The sequence below is a fragment of the Bacillus sp. K7 genome, assembly GCF_053903245.1.
The window spans coordinates 172,501-189,353 of sequence record NZ_CP096406.1 but is presented as its reverse complement, the minus strand read 5'-3'; the positions used below and the strand labels follow the sequence as shown (position 1 = coordinate 189,353).

General features: G+C 48.8%; 6 protein-coding genes and 6 rRNA genes (1 of these 12 running past the window's edge). 4 read left to right on the top strand and 8 right to left on the bottom strand.

The features are described from left to right. The first annotated feature begins 59 nt into the window (after positions 1 to 59). Genes feuA through M1D98_RS01050 form a run of 4 tightly spaced genes read left to right on the top strand, consistent with a single transcriptional unit; the run spans position 60 to position 3,783 of the window. Complete coding sequence (feuA, locus tag M1D98_RS01065) at positions 60 to 1,013, top strand: iron ABC transporter substrate-binding protein FeuA (protein WP_456279905.1); 954 nt, start codon at positions 60 to 62, stop codon at positions 1,011 to 1,013. A 19-nt stretch (positions 1,014 to 1,032) separates the two neighbouring features. After that, positions 1,033 to 2,037, top strand: coding sequence for a FecCD family ABC transporter permease (locus M1D98_RS01060; protein ID WP_121641731.1), 1,005 nt, complete (start codon positions 1,033 to 1,035; stop codon positions 2,035 to 2,037). Continuing rightward, positions 2,030 to 3,040, top strand: a complete 1,011-nt coding sequence (gene feuC / locus M1D98_RS01055) for an iron ABC transporter permease FeuC (protein ID WP_121641730.1) — start codon at positions 2,030 to 2,032, stop codon at positions 3,038 to 3,040. The genes M1D98_RS01060 and feuC overlap by 8 nt, the downstream gene beginning before the upstream one ends. Continuing rightward, positions 3,037 to 3,783 (top strand): alpha/beta hydrolase, encoded by a 747-nt coding sequence (locus M1D98_RS01050; RefSeq protein WP_456279904.1) that lies wholly within the window; start codon positions 3,037 to 3,039, stop codon positions 3,781 to 3,783. Before feuC ends, M1D98_RS01050 begins: the two co-directional genes overlap by 4 nt. A 9-nt stretch (positions 3,784 to 3,792) precedes the next feature. On the opposite strand, the gene M1D98_RS01045 is transcribed toward M1D98_RS01050, so the two are convergent. From M1D98_RS01045 to M1D98_RS01010, 8 genes are all read right to left on the bottom strand, one after another. After that, entirely contained in the window at positions 3,793 to 4,713 is a 921-nt protein-coding gene (locus tag M1D98_RS01045; protein WP_082246426.1) for a bile acid:sodium symporter family protein, read from the bottom strand. A 144-nt stretch (positions 4,714 to 4,857) separates the two neighbouring features. Further along, the gene (locus tag M1D98_RS01040) at positions 4,858 to 6,294 is read right to left on the bottom strand and encodes a SulP family inorganic anion transporter (protein WP_268558686.1); all 1,437 of its coding nucleotides are present in this window, start codon (positions 6,292 to 6,294) and stop codon (positions 4,858 to 4,860) included. A gap of 995 nt (positions 6,295 to 7,289) precedes the next feature. Next, positions 7,290 to 7,405 (bottom strand): 5S ribosomal RNA (rrf, locus tag M1D98_RS01035). A 128-nt stretch (positions 7,406 to 7,533) separates the two neighbouring features. Continuing rightward, positions 7,534 to 10,461, bottom strand: a 23S ribosomal RNA gene (locus M1D98_RS01030). Positions 10,462 to 10,631: 170 nt separating this feature from the next. Continuing rightward, positions 10,632 to 12,181, bottom strand: a 16S ribosomal RNA gene (locus M1D98_RS01025). 184 nt (positions 12,182 to 12,365) lie between these two features. Next, positions 12,366 to 12,481: ribosomal RNA gene (gene rrf / locus M1D98_RS01020) — 5S ribosomal RNA — on the bottom strand. A gap of 128 nt (positions 12,482 to 12,609) precedes the next feature. Continuing rightward, positions 12,610 to 15,537, bottom strand: a 23S ribosomal RNA gene (locus tag M1D98_RS01015). Between the two features lie 170 nt (positions 15,538 to 15,707). Then, positions 15,708 to 16,853: ribosomal RNA gene (locus M1D98_RS01010) — 16S ribosomal RNA — on the bottom strand; it runs 403 nt beyond the window's last position. The 16S, 23S and 5S rRNA genes sit together here, the layout of an rRNA operon.

The window sequence follows — 16,853 nt, the reverse complement described above, 5'->3', positions numbered from 1 at the left end:
CGTTCATTCTCTATAATTCCAATTGATAATAGTTATCAATTGAACAGGAGGCTCTATAGATGAAAAAGATTTCTCTTACCTTATTAATCTTGCTTCTCGCGCTAACGGCGGCAGCTTGCGGCAGCAAAAACGAATCGACTGCCAGCAAGGCAAGCGGTTCAGCATCTGAGAAGAAGAAAATTGAATACCTGGATAAAACCTATGAAGTATCTGTACCAACAGACAAAATTGCCATTACGGGAAGCGTCGAATCAATGGAAGACGCGAAACTGCTTGACGTTCATCCGCAAGGCGCGATTTCATTTTCCGGCAAGTTCCCTGATATGTACAAAGATATCACTGATAATGCCCAACCAACCGGAGAAAAAATGGAGCCAAACATTGAAAAAATTCTTGAAATGAAGCCAGATGTCATCCTTGCTTCAACAAAGTTCCCGGAAAAAACACTGCAAAAAATCAGCACAGCCGGGACGACAATCCCGGTCTCTCATATCTCTTCAAACTGGAAAGAAAACATGATGCTGCTTGCCCAGCTGACTGGAAAAGAGAAAAAGGCGAAAACAATCATTGCAGACTATGAACAGGATCTAAAAGAAACAAAAACAAAAATCAGCGATAAAGCAAAAGATTCAAAAGCGCTTGTCATCAGAATCAGACAAGGCAACATTTACATTTATCCTGAACAGGTGTACTTCAACTCCACTCTTTATGGTGACTTAGGCCTTAAAGCGCCGGACGAAGTAAAAGCGGCAAAAGCGCAGGAGTTGATTTCGTTAGAAAAATTAAGCGAAATGGACCCGGACCATATCTTCGTCCAATTTTCTGATGATGAAAATGCAGACAAACCTGGAGCGTTAGAAGATTTAAAGAAGAATCCAATCTGGAAAAGCCTTAAAGCAGTCAAAGAAGATCATGTGTACGTCAACTCAGTGGATCCTCTCGCACAAGGCGGCACAGCGTGGAGCAAAGTCCGCTTCCTGAAAGCGGCTGCTGAAAAATTGACACAAAACTAATTCAGAGTAGGTTTTTTGTATGTATTCAAAACAGTGGACACGTATCATATTGATTACTTCTCCATTTGCTATCGCACTATCGCTGTTGCTTTCGATCCTATACGGCGCAAAGCATCTAAACACAGATATTGTTTTTACATCTCTTATTTATTTCGATCCGGGAAACACAGACCATCAAATTATATGGCATTCCCGGATTCCAAGGGCTGCCGGCGCTCTGCTCATAGGGGCAGCCCTTGCTGTTTCTGGAGCGCTTATGCAAGGCATTACACGAAATTATTTAGCTTCGCCTTCTATTATGGGCGTTTCAGATGGTTCTGCGTTTATTATCACGCTTTGTATGGTTCTGCTCCCGCAATCGTCTTCGTTTGAAATGATCATTTACTCTTTTATCGGCTCAGCATTAGGAGCTGTGTTAGTATTCAGCCTTGCCGCCTTGATGCCTAACGGGTTTTCCCCCGTACAGCTTGCCATCATCGGCACAGTCACAAGCATGCTGCTCAGCAGTTTATCAGCGGCCATGTCAATTTATTTTCAAATTTCACAGGATCTCAGTTTCTGGTACAGTGCCAGACTTCATCAAATGAGTCCGGATTTCCTGAAGCTAGCCGCTCCGTTTTTCCTAATTGGCATCGTGATAGCCGTTTCTCTCAGCAAAAAGGTGACCGCTGTATCATTAGGCGAAGACATTTCTAAAAGCCTGGGACAAAAGAAAAAAACCATTAAGATCATGGCGATGCTTTCTGTCATCATTTTAACCGGCAGTGCCGTAGCGCTCGCCGGTAAAATTGCGTTTGTCGGATTGGTTGTTCCGCATATCACAAGATTTCTTGTTGGCTCAGATTACAGCAGGCTGATTCCGTGTTCATGCATTTTGGGCGGAGTCTTTTTAACCTTGTGTGATCTCGCAAGCAGATTTATCAATTATCCGTTTGAAACACCGATTGAAGTCGTGACATCCATAATCGGCGTGCCTTTCTTCCTTTATTTGATTAAACGAAAAGGAGGGGAGCAAAATGGCTAAAAAATATGCCGTATTCATTGCTTTGATTCTCGTTGTCAGCTATTTCAGCTTAACGAGCGGATCATTTTCCGTTCGTCCGGCTGAGCTGCTCTCCACTCTTTTTCAGATTGATCCGAATCCGCAGTATGAAATTTTGCTGTTCGATTTAAGACTGCCGCGAATTGTCATGGCGGCCATTATTGGACTCGGTCTGGGCATTGCGGGCGCCGTCATCCAAGCCATCACACGTAACGGCCTCGCAGACCCTGGAATACTCGGGATCAACGCGGGGGCGGGAGCTGGGATAGTCGCGTTTATGCTCTTGTTCCAAGGCCAAAAAGAAGTGACATCCTTAGCTGCGGCGATGGGAATGCCGATCTTCGGATTGTTAGGCGGACTGATTGCAGCGATCCTGATTTACATATTTGCATGGCATAGAGGCAACCTAGATTCAGGAAGAATTATTCTAGTGGGAATCGCGATCAATTCTGGATTCAGCGCCCTGTCTTTGTTTTTATCATTAAAAATGGACCCGCAAGACTATCAAATGGCCATGGTGTGGAAAAACGGAAGCATCTGGTCTGCCAATTGGACTTACATCACAGCCGTCCTCCCATGGATGCTGCTGTTTATCCCTATTCTTATCGGGAAGTCCCGCTTGCTGGACACCATTCGTTTTGATGAAGACACAGTCAGAAGCCTCGGTATTTCATCAAATAGGGAAAAAACCATCCTGCTCGTCGCCTGTGTAGCAATCATCAGCGCCTGTGTCTCCGTAGCGGGAAGCATGGCGTTTGTCGGCTTAATTGCTCCTCATATTTCAAGGAGACTGGCTGGTGTCGAACATCGTGACATCCTGCCGCTGAGCGGTGTAATCGGCATGCTGCTAGTCATAAGTGCAGACTTTGCCGGAAAGCTGTTTTTTCAGCCAGCGGAAGTGCCCGCAGGAATCATTTTGGCGATCCTCGGTGTTCCTTATTTCTTATATCTGCTTTTCAAGCAAAAAAAGGGGGGGAATGCTTGAACGGATCCCTCTCAGAACACAAAGCCGGCAAAAGGAGGTTCAATTTGTACCTCCCTCCTTCCTACAACCCAAACAGCAGAAGATTTCCTCCTGTTTACGTGCAGGATGGAAATTCTTTATTTCAAGACCAAATCAAAGTATTAGAAAGCGCATTTCAACAGCGAACGCTCCCAGAACTCGTCCTGATTGGTATCGAACCTGAAAACCGGCTGGATGAATACACCCCTTGGCCAGCTGCTTCGCTTAGTGATCGGTTCCCAGACTTCGGAGGCATGGGTTATCACTATCTGTCTGACATCATAAACCGGCTCATTCCATTTATTGAAGCCAACTGGAACGTTAGCAGAGAATCTAGAGGGTTGATCGGCTCCTCATTAGGAGGCCTCATCTTAATGTTCGCTTTATTAAAGCATGCGTCAGTGTTTGAAAAGATAGGCTCTATCTCAGGCTCCTATTGGTATGAGAACACAGTGGAAACCATTCGTTCATCTTCTTTAAAACCCGGCACTGCACGTGTCTTTATGTCTGTCGGCAGTGAAGAAGGCCGTGAAAAACAATCCATTCAGCGACATATGCTACAGAATACAAAGCAAGTGCATCAAAGTTTAAAAGAAAAAGGCTTCACTGAAGATCAGCTGTGTCTTTCAATAGAAAAAGGGGCAGTGCACCACCACAAGTACTTCTCCGAACAGTTCATCATCGCGCTCGAATGGCTATACGGAAAAACCCGCTCACACAATTGAGCGGGTTTTTCATGCTTTCTGCAATACAGGTTTTAACTCAAAACGATTCAGCATATAGCCAAACAAAGCAGCCAGAATCTGCTGAAACAACATGCCGATCACCACCGGAACGGCAACCTGAGACGGAAAGAACGTAACGGCAAGAACTGCGCCGGCACTAATATTTCTCATGCCTCCCGTAAAAATAAGAGATACAATTTCCTCCTGGCGCCTTTTCATCATTTTTCCGATCAGCCAAGCAACAGCATAGCCTGTTAACGCGATAAAGAAAACCGTCGCCGCTATTCCTACGAATCTCCAATCAACGGCTTTGAAATAAGGGGCAATCGCAGCACTGTTAATCGCAATCACTGCCATCAGGCAAAGTTTTGAAAAAGGAGACAGCATACTGCTCATAGATGCAGTTCTTTCTGGAGATGACATCTGATTAAACAGCATACCCAGAAAAGAAGGAATCACGACCATCACAATCAACCCTTTCATCATTCCCCACACATCCATATGAACCTGAGCGCCTGCTAGCAATGAAAGGCTCAGCGGAACGATCAACGGAGACAGTACCGTATCAACTAAGATAATTGAAAGCGTCAATCCGACATTCCCTTTGTACATCGCTGCCCAAATCAAGCTTGTAATCCCCGTAGGAATCACAACAGCCAATGTTAAGCCGGTGATCGTCAAAGGATCGCCTTTAAAGATAAGATGGCCGCTGCCCCAAGCAAAAAGCGGCATAAAAATATGAAGAACAAATAATGCAAGAATCATAGGAAGGGGATGTGACAATGCGTGCCTCAATGATTGAAAGTTAGCGCTCAAACTGCCTGCAAACGTAATAAAAGCAAAGATCCAGGGCACAGCGCTTTCATACCCATTTAAAAATTGAGCCAGCAGCACGCCCAGCACCACGCTAGTCGGCGTTAAAAGCGGCATCACCCTCCCCAATATACGGTTAAGCTTCTGAAGCATCATACGCAAGTCCCCTATTTACATTTCTTTTCTCTCTATTATATCAATGCTGTTCAGCCGTATGTTATATAAAAAAGCCCAGATCTCATCAATCTGGACTTTCACACTTTATGTCATTTGCTTCATAAGAGCTTTACTAGCTTTATTTAAACCCTTTACTTCAGCTTCAATTCCTTGCTCTTTAAACTTCGCAACAATCTTATCAAGCGCCGCCGCTCCTGAATCATCCCATACGTGAGCCTCAGTTAAGTCAATCACGACTCGCTCAATATCCTCTTGGTAAATAAAAGCATTCGTAAGATCAGTCACTGAGGCAAAAAAGATTTGTCCCTTTACTCGATACGTTCTCAGCTTTTGATCCTCTGCATGAGAAACGATTTTCAGCTTTGAGATTTTCGCCACAAAGAACACCGCACTTAAGATAACGCCGACGAATACACCTTTAGATAAGTCATCCGTCACCACAACCGTAATAACAGTCACAATCATGACAATAGAGTCAGTGAGCGGCGCTTTCTTGAGGCCTTTTAAAGAAGACCAATCAAATGTACCGACAGAAACCATAACCATAACGGCCACTAACGCAGCCATTGGAATTTTCATGACGACAGTACTCAAGACGGCAATTAAAAACATCAGAAAAGCACCGGCAACAAATGCTGATAAGCGCCCGCGCCCGCCAGCTTTTGTATTAATGACAGATTGTCCGATCATAGCGCAGCCTGCCATGCCGCCAAAGAATCCAGTCACGATATTCGCAATTCCCTGTCCGCGGCTCTCTTTATTTTTATCACTGTCCGTATCCGTCATTTCATCAATAATCTGTGCTGTCAGCAAAGATTCAAGTAATCCGACAAACGCTAAAGCAATCGAATAAGGAAAAATGATTTGCAGTGTTTCAAACGTATATGGGACATCAGGGATTAAGAAATGAGGCAACGAACTAGATATATTGCCCATATCGCCTACGGTCCGCACATCCACATGAAATATGACCGCAATAATCGTCATCACAACAATCGCAACAAGCGGAGAAGGAACCGCATTTGTAAACCTCGGCAATACATAAATAATAACCAACGATCCGGCAAGCATCGCATACATGCTCCAAGAAGCACCTTCAAACTGAGGAAGCTGCGCTGAGAAAATAAGGATCGCCAGCGCATTCACAAAACCGATCATCACAGAACGCGGAATAAATTTCATTAATCTCGCAATTTTACTGATACCTAAAATCACCTGAATAATTCCTGTCAAAATCGTAGCCGCAAATAAATACTGAAGCCCGTGATCTGCAACCAACGATACCATCACAACCGCCATTGAGCCAGTAGCAGCTGAAATCATGCCAGGTCTGCCGCCAAAAATAGAGATGATAATGGCTATACAAAATGACGCATAAAGACCGACCATCGGGTCAACACCGGCTATAATCGAGAAGCCAATCGCTTCAGGTATTAATGCTAAAGCAACTAAAATGCCAGCAAGTATGTCTTTTCGGATATTTCCGAACCATTGCTGCTTTAATGTAAAACTATTATTCAAATATAACGACTCCTTTTTTAAAAAAATAAATCCGCACCGTATCTGTTATGCTGGAAGCTTTCTTTATTTTACGGAAGAAAAAGAAAAGGTAAACGACCGGAGAAAAAGGGGAAACGTTGAGTATATTGAATTGAGGCAAGGAGTTGCCATACAAAGAGTATCATAATAAATTTTAATCAATTACGCAAGATGAATGCTGAAGAAATAATGACTTACACTAACTTTTGAGCCATTTTTGAATGATATCATATCTGGATGAAAAACAAGAATCATCTGAATAGCAGTAAGAAATGTTCTCTCATTTAGACAACGGATCTCTTCTCATTAGTTCTTGGATCGCAGCCTCATAGTTATCAAGCGAGATTTTTTCCAATCAGTTCAGTAAGCTGAGGCATATCCACGACACATGATACGGCATCCTCCATAATCTGGTGAGCCTCTCGGATTTCAACAATTGTACGCCATGCGAAAGCAGCTAATATGAGCTGATTTTCACCTCATGCGTATCATCAAACCCTATGGACACAAGCCTTCTACCCTCATTAATTAACAAATATGCCCAATAAAGTTGATTATCAATCGTGTCATAGATCACAGCAAATGCATACCCTAATCGGCCTCTACATCATCGGGTTTTCTTGCAGCCCGTTGCAGCCTGCTCTATCACGTTTAATACACAGGAAAACAGCTCAATTTAAGTGGCTCATTCCGATTCATATTATTTTTGGAATTATACATAAAACAGTCCTCGTCTACGTCATAATCGGCAAATGGGCCATGTACCCCTAATCCCACGTTTTACAATAACAGGTTAATCCTTTTCTGTTTGTCCCAGCGAATTTAATCAAACAGCTTTTGATGCAGCTCCTTCGTTAACGCAGCGTCGCACGACTGCTGGTTACTGCAGCCAAGATCCGTCAAAATTGTTTCATCAAAAAACAAATCAGTACAAATATGAAACAAAAAACCCAGCTCAATGAGCTGGGTTTTACCTTGCTTAGCGGCGTCCTACTCTCACAGGGGGAAACCCCCGACTACCATCGGCGCTGAAGAGCTTAACTTCCGTGTTCGGCATGGGAACGGGTGTGACCTCTTCGCTATCGCCACCAAACAAATGCCTTCAGGATGAAGGTACTGGGCGTTTCTCACAGGATGTGAGAGCCCTTAGCGGAGTTTCTTTCCGCCTTTTAGAGAGATGTTCTCTCAAAACTAGATAACAGATATGACATCAATCAAAATGTGGTTAAGTCCTCGATCGATTAGTATCTGTCAGCTCCATGTGTCGCCACACTTCCACCTCAGACCTATCAACCTGATCATCTTTCAGGGATCTTACTTCCTTGCGGAATGGGAAATCTCATCTTGAGGGGGGCTTCATGCTTAGATGCTTTCAGCACTTATCCCGTCCGCACATAGCTACCCAGCGATGCCCTTGGCAGAACAACTGGTACACCAGCGGTGCGTCCATCCCGGTCCTCTCGTACTAAGGACAGCTCCTCTCAAATTTCCTGCGCCCGCGACGGATAGGGACCGAACTGTCTCACGACGTTCTGAACCCAGCTCGCGTACCGCTTTAATGGGCGAACAGCCCAACCCTTGGGACCGACTACAGCCCCAGGATGCGATGAGCCGACATCGAGGTGCCAAACCTCCCCGTCGATGTGGACTCTTGGGGGAGATAAGCCTGTTATCCCCGGGGTAGCTTTTATCCGTTGAGCGATGGCCCTTCCATGCGGAACCACCGGATCACTAAGCCCGACTTTCGTCCCTGCTCGACTTGTAGGTCTCGCAGTCAAGCTCCCTTGTGCCTTTACACTCTGCGAATGATTTCCAACCATTCTGAGGGAACCTTTGGGCGCCTCCGTTACCTTTTAGGAGGCGACCGCCCCAGTCAAACTGCCCACCTGACACTGTCTCCCCGCCCGATAAGGGCGGCGGGTTAGAAGGTCAATACAGCCAGGGTAGTATCCCACCGATGCCTCCACCGAAGCTGGCGCTCCGGTTTCCAAGGCTCCTACCTATCCTGTACAAGCTGTACCAACATTCAATATCAGGCTGCAGTAAAGCTCCACGGGGTCTTTCCGTCCTGTCGCGGGTAACCTGCATCTTCACAGGTACTATAATTTCACCGAGTCTCTCGTTGAGACAGTGCCCAGATCGTTGCGCCTTTCGTGCGGGTCGGAACTTACCCGACAAGGAATTTCGCTACCTTAGGACCGTTATAGTTACGGCCGCCGTTTACTGGGGCTTCAATTCGCACCTTCGCTTACGCTAAGCGCTCCTCTTAACCTTCCAGCACCGGGCAGGCGTCAGCCCCTATACTTCGCCTTACGGCTTCGCAGAGACCTGTGTTTTTGCTAAACAGTCGCCTGGGCCTATTCACTGCGGCTCTCTCGGGCTTGCACCCTAACAGAGCACCCCTTCTCCCGAAGTTACGGGGTCATTTTGCCGAGTTCCTTAACGAGAGTTCTCTCGATCACCTTAGGATTCTCTCCTCGCCTACCTGTGTCGGTTTGCGGTACGGGCACCTCTCACCTCGCTAGAGGCTTTTCTTGGCAGTGTGGAATCAGGAACTTCGCTACTATATTTCGCTCGCCATCACAGCTCAGCCTTATGGGAAACGGATTTGCCTATTTCCCAGCCTAACTGCTTGGACGCGGATATCCAATACCGCGCTTACCCTATCCTCCTGCGTCCCCCCATTGCTCAAATGGTGAGGAGGTGGTACAGGAATATCAACCTGTTGTCCATCGCCTACGCCTTTCGGCCTCGGCTTAGGTCCCGACTAACCCTGAGCGGACGAGCCTTCCTCAGGAAACCTTAGGCATTCGGTGGAGGGGATTCTCACCCCTCTTTCGCTACTCATACCGGCATTCTCACTTCTAAGCGCTCCACCAGTCCTTCCGGTCTGGCTTCACAGCCCTTAGAACGCTCTCCTACCACTGTTCGAAGAACAGTCCGCAGCTTCGGTGATACGTTTAGCCCCGGTACATTTTCGGCGCAGAGTCACTCGACCAGTGAGCTATTACGCACTCTTTAAATGGTGGCTGCTTCTAAGCCAACATCCTGGTTGTCTAAGCAACTCCACATCCTTTTCCACTTAACGTATACTTTGGGACCTTAGCTGGCGGTCTGGGCTGTTTCCCTTTCGACTACGGATCTTATCACTCGCAGTCTGACTCCCAAGGATAAGTCATTGGCATTCGGAGTTTGACTGAATTCGGTAACCCGGTAGGGGCCCCTAGTCCAATCAGTGCTCTACCTCCAAGACTCTTACCTTGAGGCTAGCCCTAAAGCTATTTCGGAGAGAACCAGCTATCTCCAGGTTCGATTGGCATTTCACCCCTACCCACACCTCATCCCCGCACTTTTCAACGTGCGTGGGTTCGGGCCTCCATTCAGTGTTACCTGAACTTCACCCTGGACATGGGTAGATCACCTGGTTTCGGGTCTACGACCACGTACTCATGCGCCCTATTCAGACTCGCTTTCGCTGCGGCTCCGCATCTTCTGCTTAACCTTGCACGGGATCGTAACTCGCCGGTTCATTCTACAAAAGGCACGCCATCACCCGTTAACGGGCTCTGACTACTTGTAGGCACACGGTTTCAGGATCTCTTTCACTCCCCTTCCGGGGTGCTTTTCACCTTTCCCTCACGGTACTGGTTCACTATCGGTCACTAGGGAGTATTTAGCCTTGGGAGATGGTCCTCCCGGATTCCGACGGAATTTCACGTGTTCCGCCGTACTCAGGATCCACTCAGGAGAGAACGAAGTTTTGACTACAGGGCTGTTACCTCCTATGGCGGGCCTTTCCAGACCTCTTCATCTACCTCGTTCCTTTGTAACTCCGTACAGAGTGTCCTACAACCCCAAGAGGCAAGCCTCTTGGTTTGGGCTAATCCCGTTTCGCTCGCCGCTACTCAGGGAATCGCATTTGCTTTCTCTTCCTCCGGGTACTTAGATGTTTCAGTTCCCCGGGTCTGCCTTCTCATATCCTATGAATTCAGATATGGATACCACTCCATTACGAGTGGTGGGTTTCCCCATTCGGAAATCTCCGGATCAAAGCTTGCTTACAGCTCCCCGAAGCATATCGGTGTTCGTCCCGTCCTTCATCGGCTCCTAGTGCCAAGGCATCCACCGTGCGCCCTTTCTAACTTAACCGTTAAAAAGTATCACTATGTGATATCTTGTCTTACTAATTGAATGTGATGTCTACTGTTATCTAGTTTTCAAAGAACACGTTTCGAAGGAATGATCCTTCAAAACTAAACAAGACAGGGAACGTTCTGTTTATAAGACCCAAGGTCTTATATTCCGTAATATATCCTTAGAAAGGAGGTGATCCAGCCGCACCTTCCGATACGGCTACCTTGTTACGACTTCACCCCAATCATCTGTCCCACCTTCGGCGGCTGGCTCCTAAAAGGTTACCTCACCGACTTCGGGTGTTACAAACTCTCGTGGTGTGACGGGCGGTGTGTACAAGGCCCGGGAACGTATTCACCGCGGCATGCTGATCCGCGATTACTAGCGATTCCAGCTTCACGCAGTCGAGTTGCAGACTGCGATCCGAACTGAGAACAGATTTGTGGGATTGGCTTAACCTCGCGGTTTCGCTGCCCTTTGTTCTGTCCATTGTAGCACGTGTGTAGCCCAGGTCATAAGGGGCATGATGATTTGACGTCATCCCCACCTTCCTCCGGTTTGTCACCGGCAGTCACCTTAGAGTGCCCAACTGAATGCTGGCAACTAAGATCAAGGGTTGCGCTCGTTGCGGGACTTAACCCAACATCTCACGACACGAGCTGACGACAACCATGCACCACCTGTCACTCTGCCCCCGAAGGGGACGTCCTATCTCTAGGATTGTCAGAGGATGTCAAGACCTGGTAAGGTTCTTCGCGTTGCTTCGAATTAAACCACATGCTCCACCGCTTGTGCGGGCCCCCGTCAATTCCTTTGAGTTTCAGTCTTGCGACCGTACTCCCCAGGCGGAGTGCTTAATGCGTTAGCTGCAGCACTAAGGGGCGGAAACCCCCTAACACTTAGCACTCATCGTTTACGGCGTGGACTACCAGGGTATCTAATCCTGTTCGCTCCCCACGCTTTCGCTCCTCAGCGTCAGTTACAGACCAGAGAGTCGCCTTCGCCACTGGTGTTCCTCCACATCTCTACGCATTTCACCGCTACACGTGGAATTCCACTCTCCTCTTCTGCACTCAAGTTCCCCAGTTTCCAATGACCCTCCCCGGTTGAGCCGGGGGCTTTCACATCAGACTTAAGAAACCGCCTGCGAGCCCTTTACGCCCAATAATTCCGGACAACGCTTGCCACCTACGTATTACCGCGGCTGCTGGCACGTAGTTAGCCGTGGCTTTCTGGTTAGGTACCGTCAAGGTGCCGCCCTATTTGAACGGCACTTGTTCTTCCCTAACAACAGAGCTTTACGATCCGAAAACCTTCATCACTCACGCGGCGTTGCTCCGTCAGACTTTCGTCCATTGCGGAAGATTCCCTACTGCTGCCTCCCGTAGGAGTCTGGGCCGTGTCTCAGTCCCAGTGTGGCCGATCACCCTCTCAGGTCGGCTACGCATCGTTGCCTTGGTGAGCCATTACCTCACCAACTAGCTAATGCGCCGCGGGTCCATCTGTAAGTGGTAGCCGAAGCCACCTTTTATGTTTGAACCATGCGGTTCAAACAAGCATCCGGTATTAGCCCCGGTTTCCCGGAGTTATCCCAGTCTTACAGGCAGGTTACCCACGTGTTACTCACCCGTCCGCCGCTAACATCAGGGAGCAAGCTCCCATCTGTCCGCTCGACTTGCATGTATTAGGCACGCCGCCAGCGTTCGTCCTGAGCCAGGATCAAACTCTCCGATAAAAGTTTGACTGACTACGCACATTGCTGTGCGATTTATAAAAATGAATTAACAGGTACGTTTTGTCTTGTTTAGTTTTCAAAGATCATTTTTTTGTGCGCTTTGTTAAAGCAACTTTATTAGTATATAACGTTGCTTCTTCAAAGTCAACAACTTTTTCTTATTTAATTACACTAGCGTGCAACTGCTTGGCGGCGTCCTACTCTCACAGGGGGAAACCCCCGACTACCATCGGCGCTGAAGAGCTTAACTTCCGTGTTCGGCATGGGAACGGGTGTGACCTCTTCGCTATCGCCACCAAACAAATGCCTTCAGGATGAAGGTACTGGGCGTTTCTCACAGGATGTGAGAGCCCTTAGCGGAGTTTCTTTCCGCCTTTTAGAGAGATGTTCTCTCAAAACTAGATAACAGATATGACATCAATCAAAATGTGGTTAAGTCCTCGATCGATTAGTATCTGTCAGCTCCATGTGTCGCCACACTTCCACCTCAGACCTATCAACCTGATCATCTTTCAGGGATCTTACTTCCTTGCGGAATGGGAAATCTCATCTTGAGGGGGGCTTCATGCTTAGATGCTTTCAGCACTTATCCCGTCCGCACATAGCTACCCAGCGATGCCCTTGGCAGAACAACTGGTACACCAGCGGTGCGTCCATCCCGGTCCTCTCGTACTAAGGACAGCTCCTCTCAAATTTCCTGCGCCCGCGACGGATAGGGACCGAACTGTCTCACGACGTTCTGAACCCAGCTCGCGTACCGCTTTAATGGGCGAACAGCCCAACCCTTGGGACCGACTACAGCCCCAGGATGCGATGAGCCGACATCGAGGTGCCAAACCTCCCCGTCGATGTGGACTCTTGGGGGAGATAAGCCTGTTATCCCCGGGGTAGCTTTTATCCGTTGAGCGATGGCCCTTCCATGCGGAACCACCGGATCACTAAGCCCGACTTTCGTCCCTGCTCGACTTGTAGGTCTCGCAGTCAAGCTCCCTTGTGCCTTTACACTCTGCGAATGATTTCCAACCATTCTGAGGGAACCTTTGGGCGCCTCCGTTACCTTTTAGGAGGCGACCGCCCCAGTCAAACTGCCCACCTGACACTGTCTCCCCGCCCGATAAGGGCGGCGGGTTAGAAGGTCAATACAGCCAGGGTAGTATCCCACCGATGCCTCCACCGAAGCTGGCGCTCCGGTTTCCAAGGCTCCTACCTATCCTGTACAAGCTGTACCAACATTCAATATCAGGCTGCAGTAAAGCTCCACGGGGTCTTTCCGTCCTGTCGCGGGTAACCTGCATCTTCACAGGTACTATAATTTCACCGAGTCTCTCGTTGAGACAGTGCCCAGATCGTTGCGCCTTTCGTGCGGGTCGGAACTTACCCGACAAGGAATTTCGCTACCTTAGGACCGTTATAGTTACGGCCGCCGTTTACTGGGGCTTCAATTCGCACCTTCGCTTACGCTAAGCGCTCCTCTTAACCTTCCAGCACCGGGCAGGCGTCAGCCCCTATACTTCGCCTTACGGCTTCGCAGAGACCTGTGTTTTTGCTAAACAGTCGCCTGGGCCTATTCACTGCGGCTCTCTCGGGCTTGCACCCTAACAGAGCACCCCTTCTCCCGAAGTTACGGGGTCATTTTGCCGAGTTCCTTAACGAGAGTTCTCTCGATCACCTTAGGATTCTCTCCTCGCCTACCTGTGTCGGTTTGCGGTACGGGCACCTCTCACCTCGCTAGAGGCTTTTCTTGGCAGTGTGGAATCAGGAACTTCGCTACTATATTTCGCTCGCCATCACAGCTCAGCCTTATGGGAAACGGATTTGCCTATTTCCCAGCCTAACTGCTTGGACGCGGATATCCAATACCGCGCTTACCCTATCCTCCTGCGTCCCCCCATTGCTCAAATGGTGAGGAGGTGGTACAGGAATATCAACCTGTTGTCCATCGCCTACGCCTTTCGGCCTCGGCTTAGGTCCCGACTAACCCTGAGCGGACGAGCCTTCCTCAGGAAACCTTAGGCATTCGGTGGAGGGGATTCTCACCCCTCTTTCGCTACTCATACCGGCATTCTCACTTCTAAGCGCTCCACCAGTCCTTCCGGTCTGGCTTCACAGCCCTTAGAACGCTCTCCTACCACTGTTCGAAGAACAGTCCGCAGCTTCGGTGATACGTTTAGCCCCGGTACATTTTCGGCGCAGAGTCACTCGACCAGTGAGCTATTACGCACTCTTTAAATGGTGGCTGCTTCTAAGCCAACATCCTGGTTGTCTAAGCAACTCCACATCCTTTTCCACTTAACGTATACTTTGGGACCTTAGCTGGCGGTCTGGGCTGTTTCCCTTTCGACTACGGATCTTATCACTCGCAGTCTGACTCCCAAGGATAAGTCATTGGCATTCGGAGTTTGACTGAATTCGGTAACCCGGTAGGGGCCCCTAGTCCAATCAGTGCTCTACCTCCAAGACTCTTACCTTGAGGCTAGCCCTAAAGCTATTTCGGAGAGAACCAGCTATCTCCAGGTTCGATTGGCATTTCACCCCTACCCACACCTCATCCCCGCACTTTTCAACGTGCGTGGGTTCGGGCCTCCATTCAGTGTTACCTGAACTTCACCCTGGACATGGGTAGATCACCTGGTTTCGGGTCTACGACCACGTACTCATGCGCCCTATTCAGACTCGCTTTCGCTGCGGCTCCGCATCTTCTGCTTAACCTTGCACGGGATCGTAACTCGCCGGTTCATTCTACAAAAGGCACGCCATCACCCGTTAACGGGCTCTGACTACTTGTAGGCACACGGTTTCAGGATCTCTTTCACTCCCCTTCCGGGGTGCTTTTCACCTTTCCCTCACGGTACTGGTTCACTATCGGTCACTAGGGAGTATTTAGCCTTGGGAGATGGTCCTCCCGGATTCCGACGGAATTTCACGTGTTCCGCCGTACTCAGGATCCACTCAGGAGAGAACGAAGTTTTGACTACAGGGCTGTTACCTCCTATGGCGGGCCTTTCCAGACCTCTTCATCTACCTCGTTCCTTTGTAACTCCGTACAGAGTGTCCTACAACCCCAAGAGGCAAGCCTCTTGGTTTGGGCTAATCCCGTTTCGCTCGCCGCTACTCAGGGAATCGCATTTGCTTTCTCTTCCTCCGGGTACTTAGATGTTTCAGTTCCCCGGGTCTGCCTTCTCATATCCTATGAATTCAGATATGGATACCACTCCATTACGAGTGGTGGGTTTCCCCATTCGGAAATCTCCGGATCAAAGCTTGCTTACAGCTCCCCGAAGCATATCGGTGTTCGTCCCGTCCTTCATCGGCTCCTAGTGCCAAGGCATCCACCGTGCGCCCTTTCTAACTTAACCGTTAAAAAGTATCACTATGTGATATCTTGTCTTACTAATTGAATGTGATGTCTACTGTTATCTAGTTTTCAAAGAACACGTTTCGAAGGAATGATCCTTCAAAACTAAACAAGACAGGGAACGTTCTGTTTATAAGACCCAAGGTCTTATATTCCGTAATATATCCTTAGAAAGGAGGTGATCCAGCCGCACCTTCCGATACGGCTACCTTGTTACGACTTCACCCCAATCATCTGTCCCACCTTCGGCGGCTGGCTCCTAAAAGGTTACCTCACCGACTTCGGGTGTTACAAACTCTCGTGGTGTGACGGGCGGTGTGTACAAGGCCCGGGAACGTATTCACCGCGGCATGCTGATCCGCGATTACTAGCGATTCCAGCTTCACGCAGTCGAGTTGCAGACTGCGATCCGAACTGAGAACAGATTTGTGGGATTGGCTTAACCTCGCGGTTTCGCTGCCCTTTGTTCTGTCCATTGTAGCACGTGTGTAGCCCAGGTCATAAGGGGCATGATGATTTGACGTCATCCCCACCTTCCTCCGGTTTGTCACCGGCAGTCACCTTAGAGTGCCCAACTGAATGCTGGCAACTAAGATCAAGGGTTGCGCTCGTTGCGGGACTTAACCCAACATCTCACGACACGAGCTGACGACAACCATGCACCACCTGTCACTCTGCCCCCGAAGGGGACGTCCTATCTCTAGGATTGTCAGAGGATGTCAAGACCTGGTAAGGTTCTTCGCGTTGCTTCGAATTAAACCACATGCTCCACCGCTTGTGCGGGCCCCCGTCAATTCCTTTGAGTTTCAGTCTTGCGACCGTACTCCCCAGGCGGAGTGCTTAATGCGTTAGCTGCAGCACTAAGGGGCGGAAACCCCCTAACACTTAGCACTCATCGTTTACGGCGTGGACTACCAGGGTATCTAATCCTGTTCGCTCCCCACGCTTTCGCTCCTCAGCGTCAGTTACAGACCAGAGAGTCGCCTTCGCCACTGGTGTTCCTCCACATCTCTACGCATTTCACCGCTACACGTGGAATTCCACTCTCCTCTTCTGCACTCAAGTTCCCCAGTTTCCAATGACCCTCCCCGGTTGAGCCGGGGGCTTTCACATCAGACTTAAGAAACCGCCTGCGAGCCCTTTACGCCCAATAATTCCGGACAACGCTTGCCACCTACGTATTACCGCGGCTGCTGGCACGTAGTTAGCCGTGGCTTTCTGGTTAGGTACCGTCAAGGTGCCGCCCTATTTGAACGGCACTTGTTCTTCCCTAACAACAGAGCTTTACGATCCGAAAACCTTCATCACTCACGCGGC

Bases quoted from the DNA above. Each gene is read 5' to 3' on its own strand.
- feuA (WP_456279905.1), top strand. From the start codon at position 60: ATGAAAAAGATTTCTCTTACCTTATTAATCTTGCTTCTCGCGCTAACG.
- M1D98_RS01060 (WP_121641731.1), top strand. From the start codon at position 1,033: ATGTATTCAAAACAGTGGACACGTATCATATTGATTACTTCTCCATTT.
- feuC (WP_121641730.1), top strand. From the start codon at position 2,030: ATGGCTAAAAAATATGCCGTATTCATTGCTTTGATTCTCGTTGTCAGC.
- M1D98_RS01045 (WP_082246426.1), bottom strand. From the start codon at position 4,713: ATGCCGCTTTTAACGCCGACTAGCGTGGTGCTGGGCGTGCTGCTGGCT.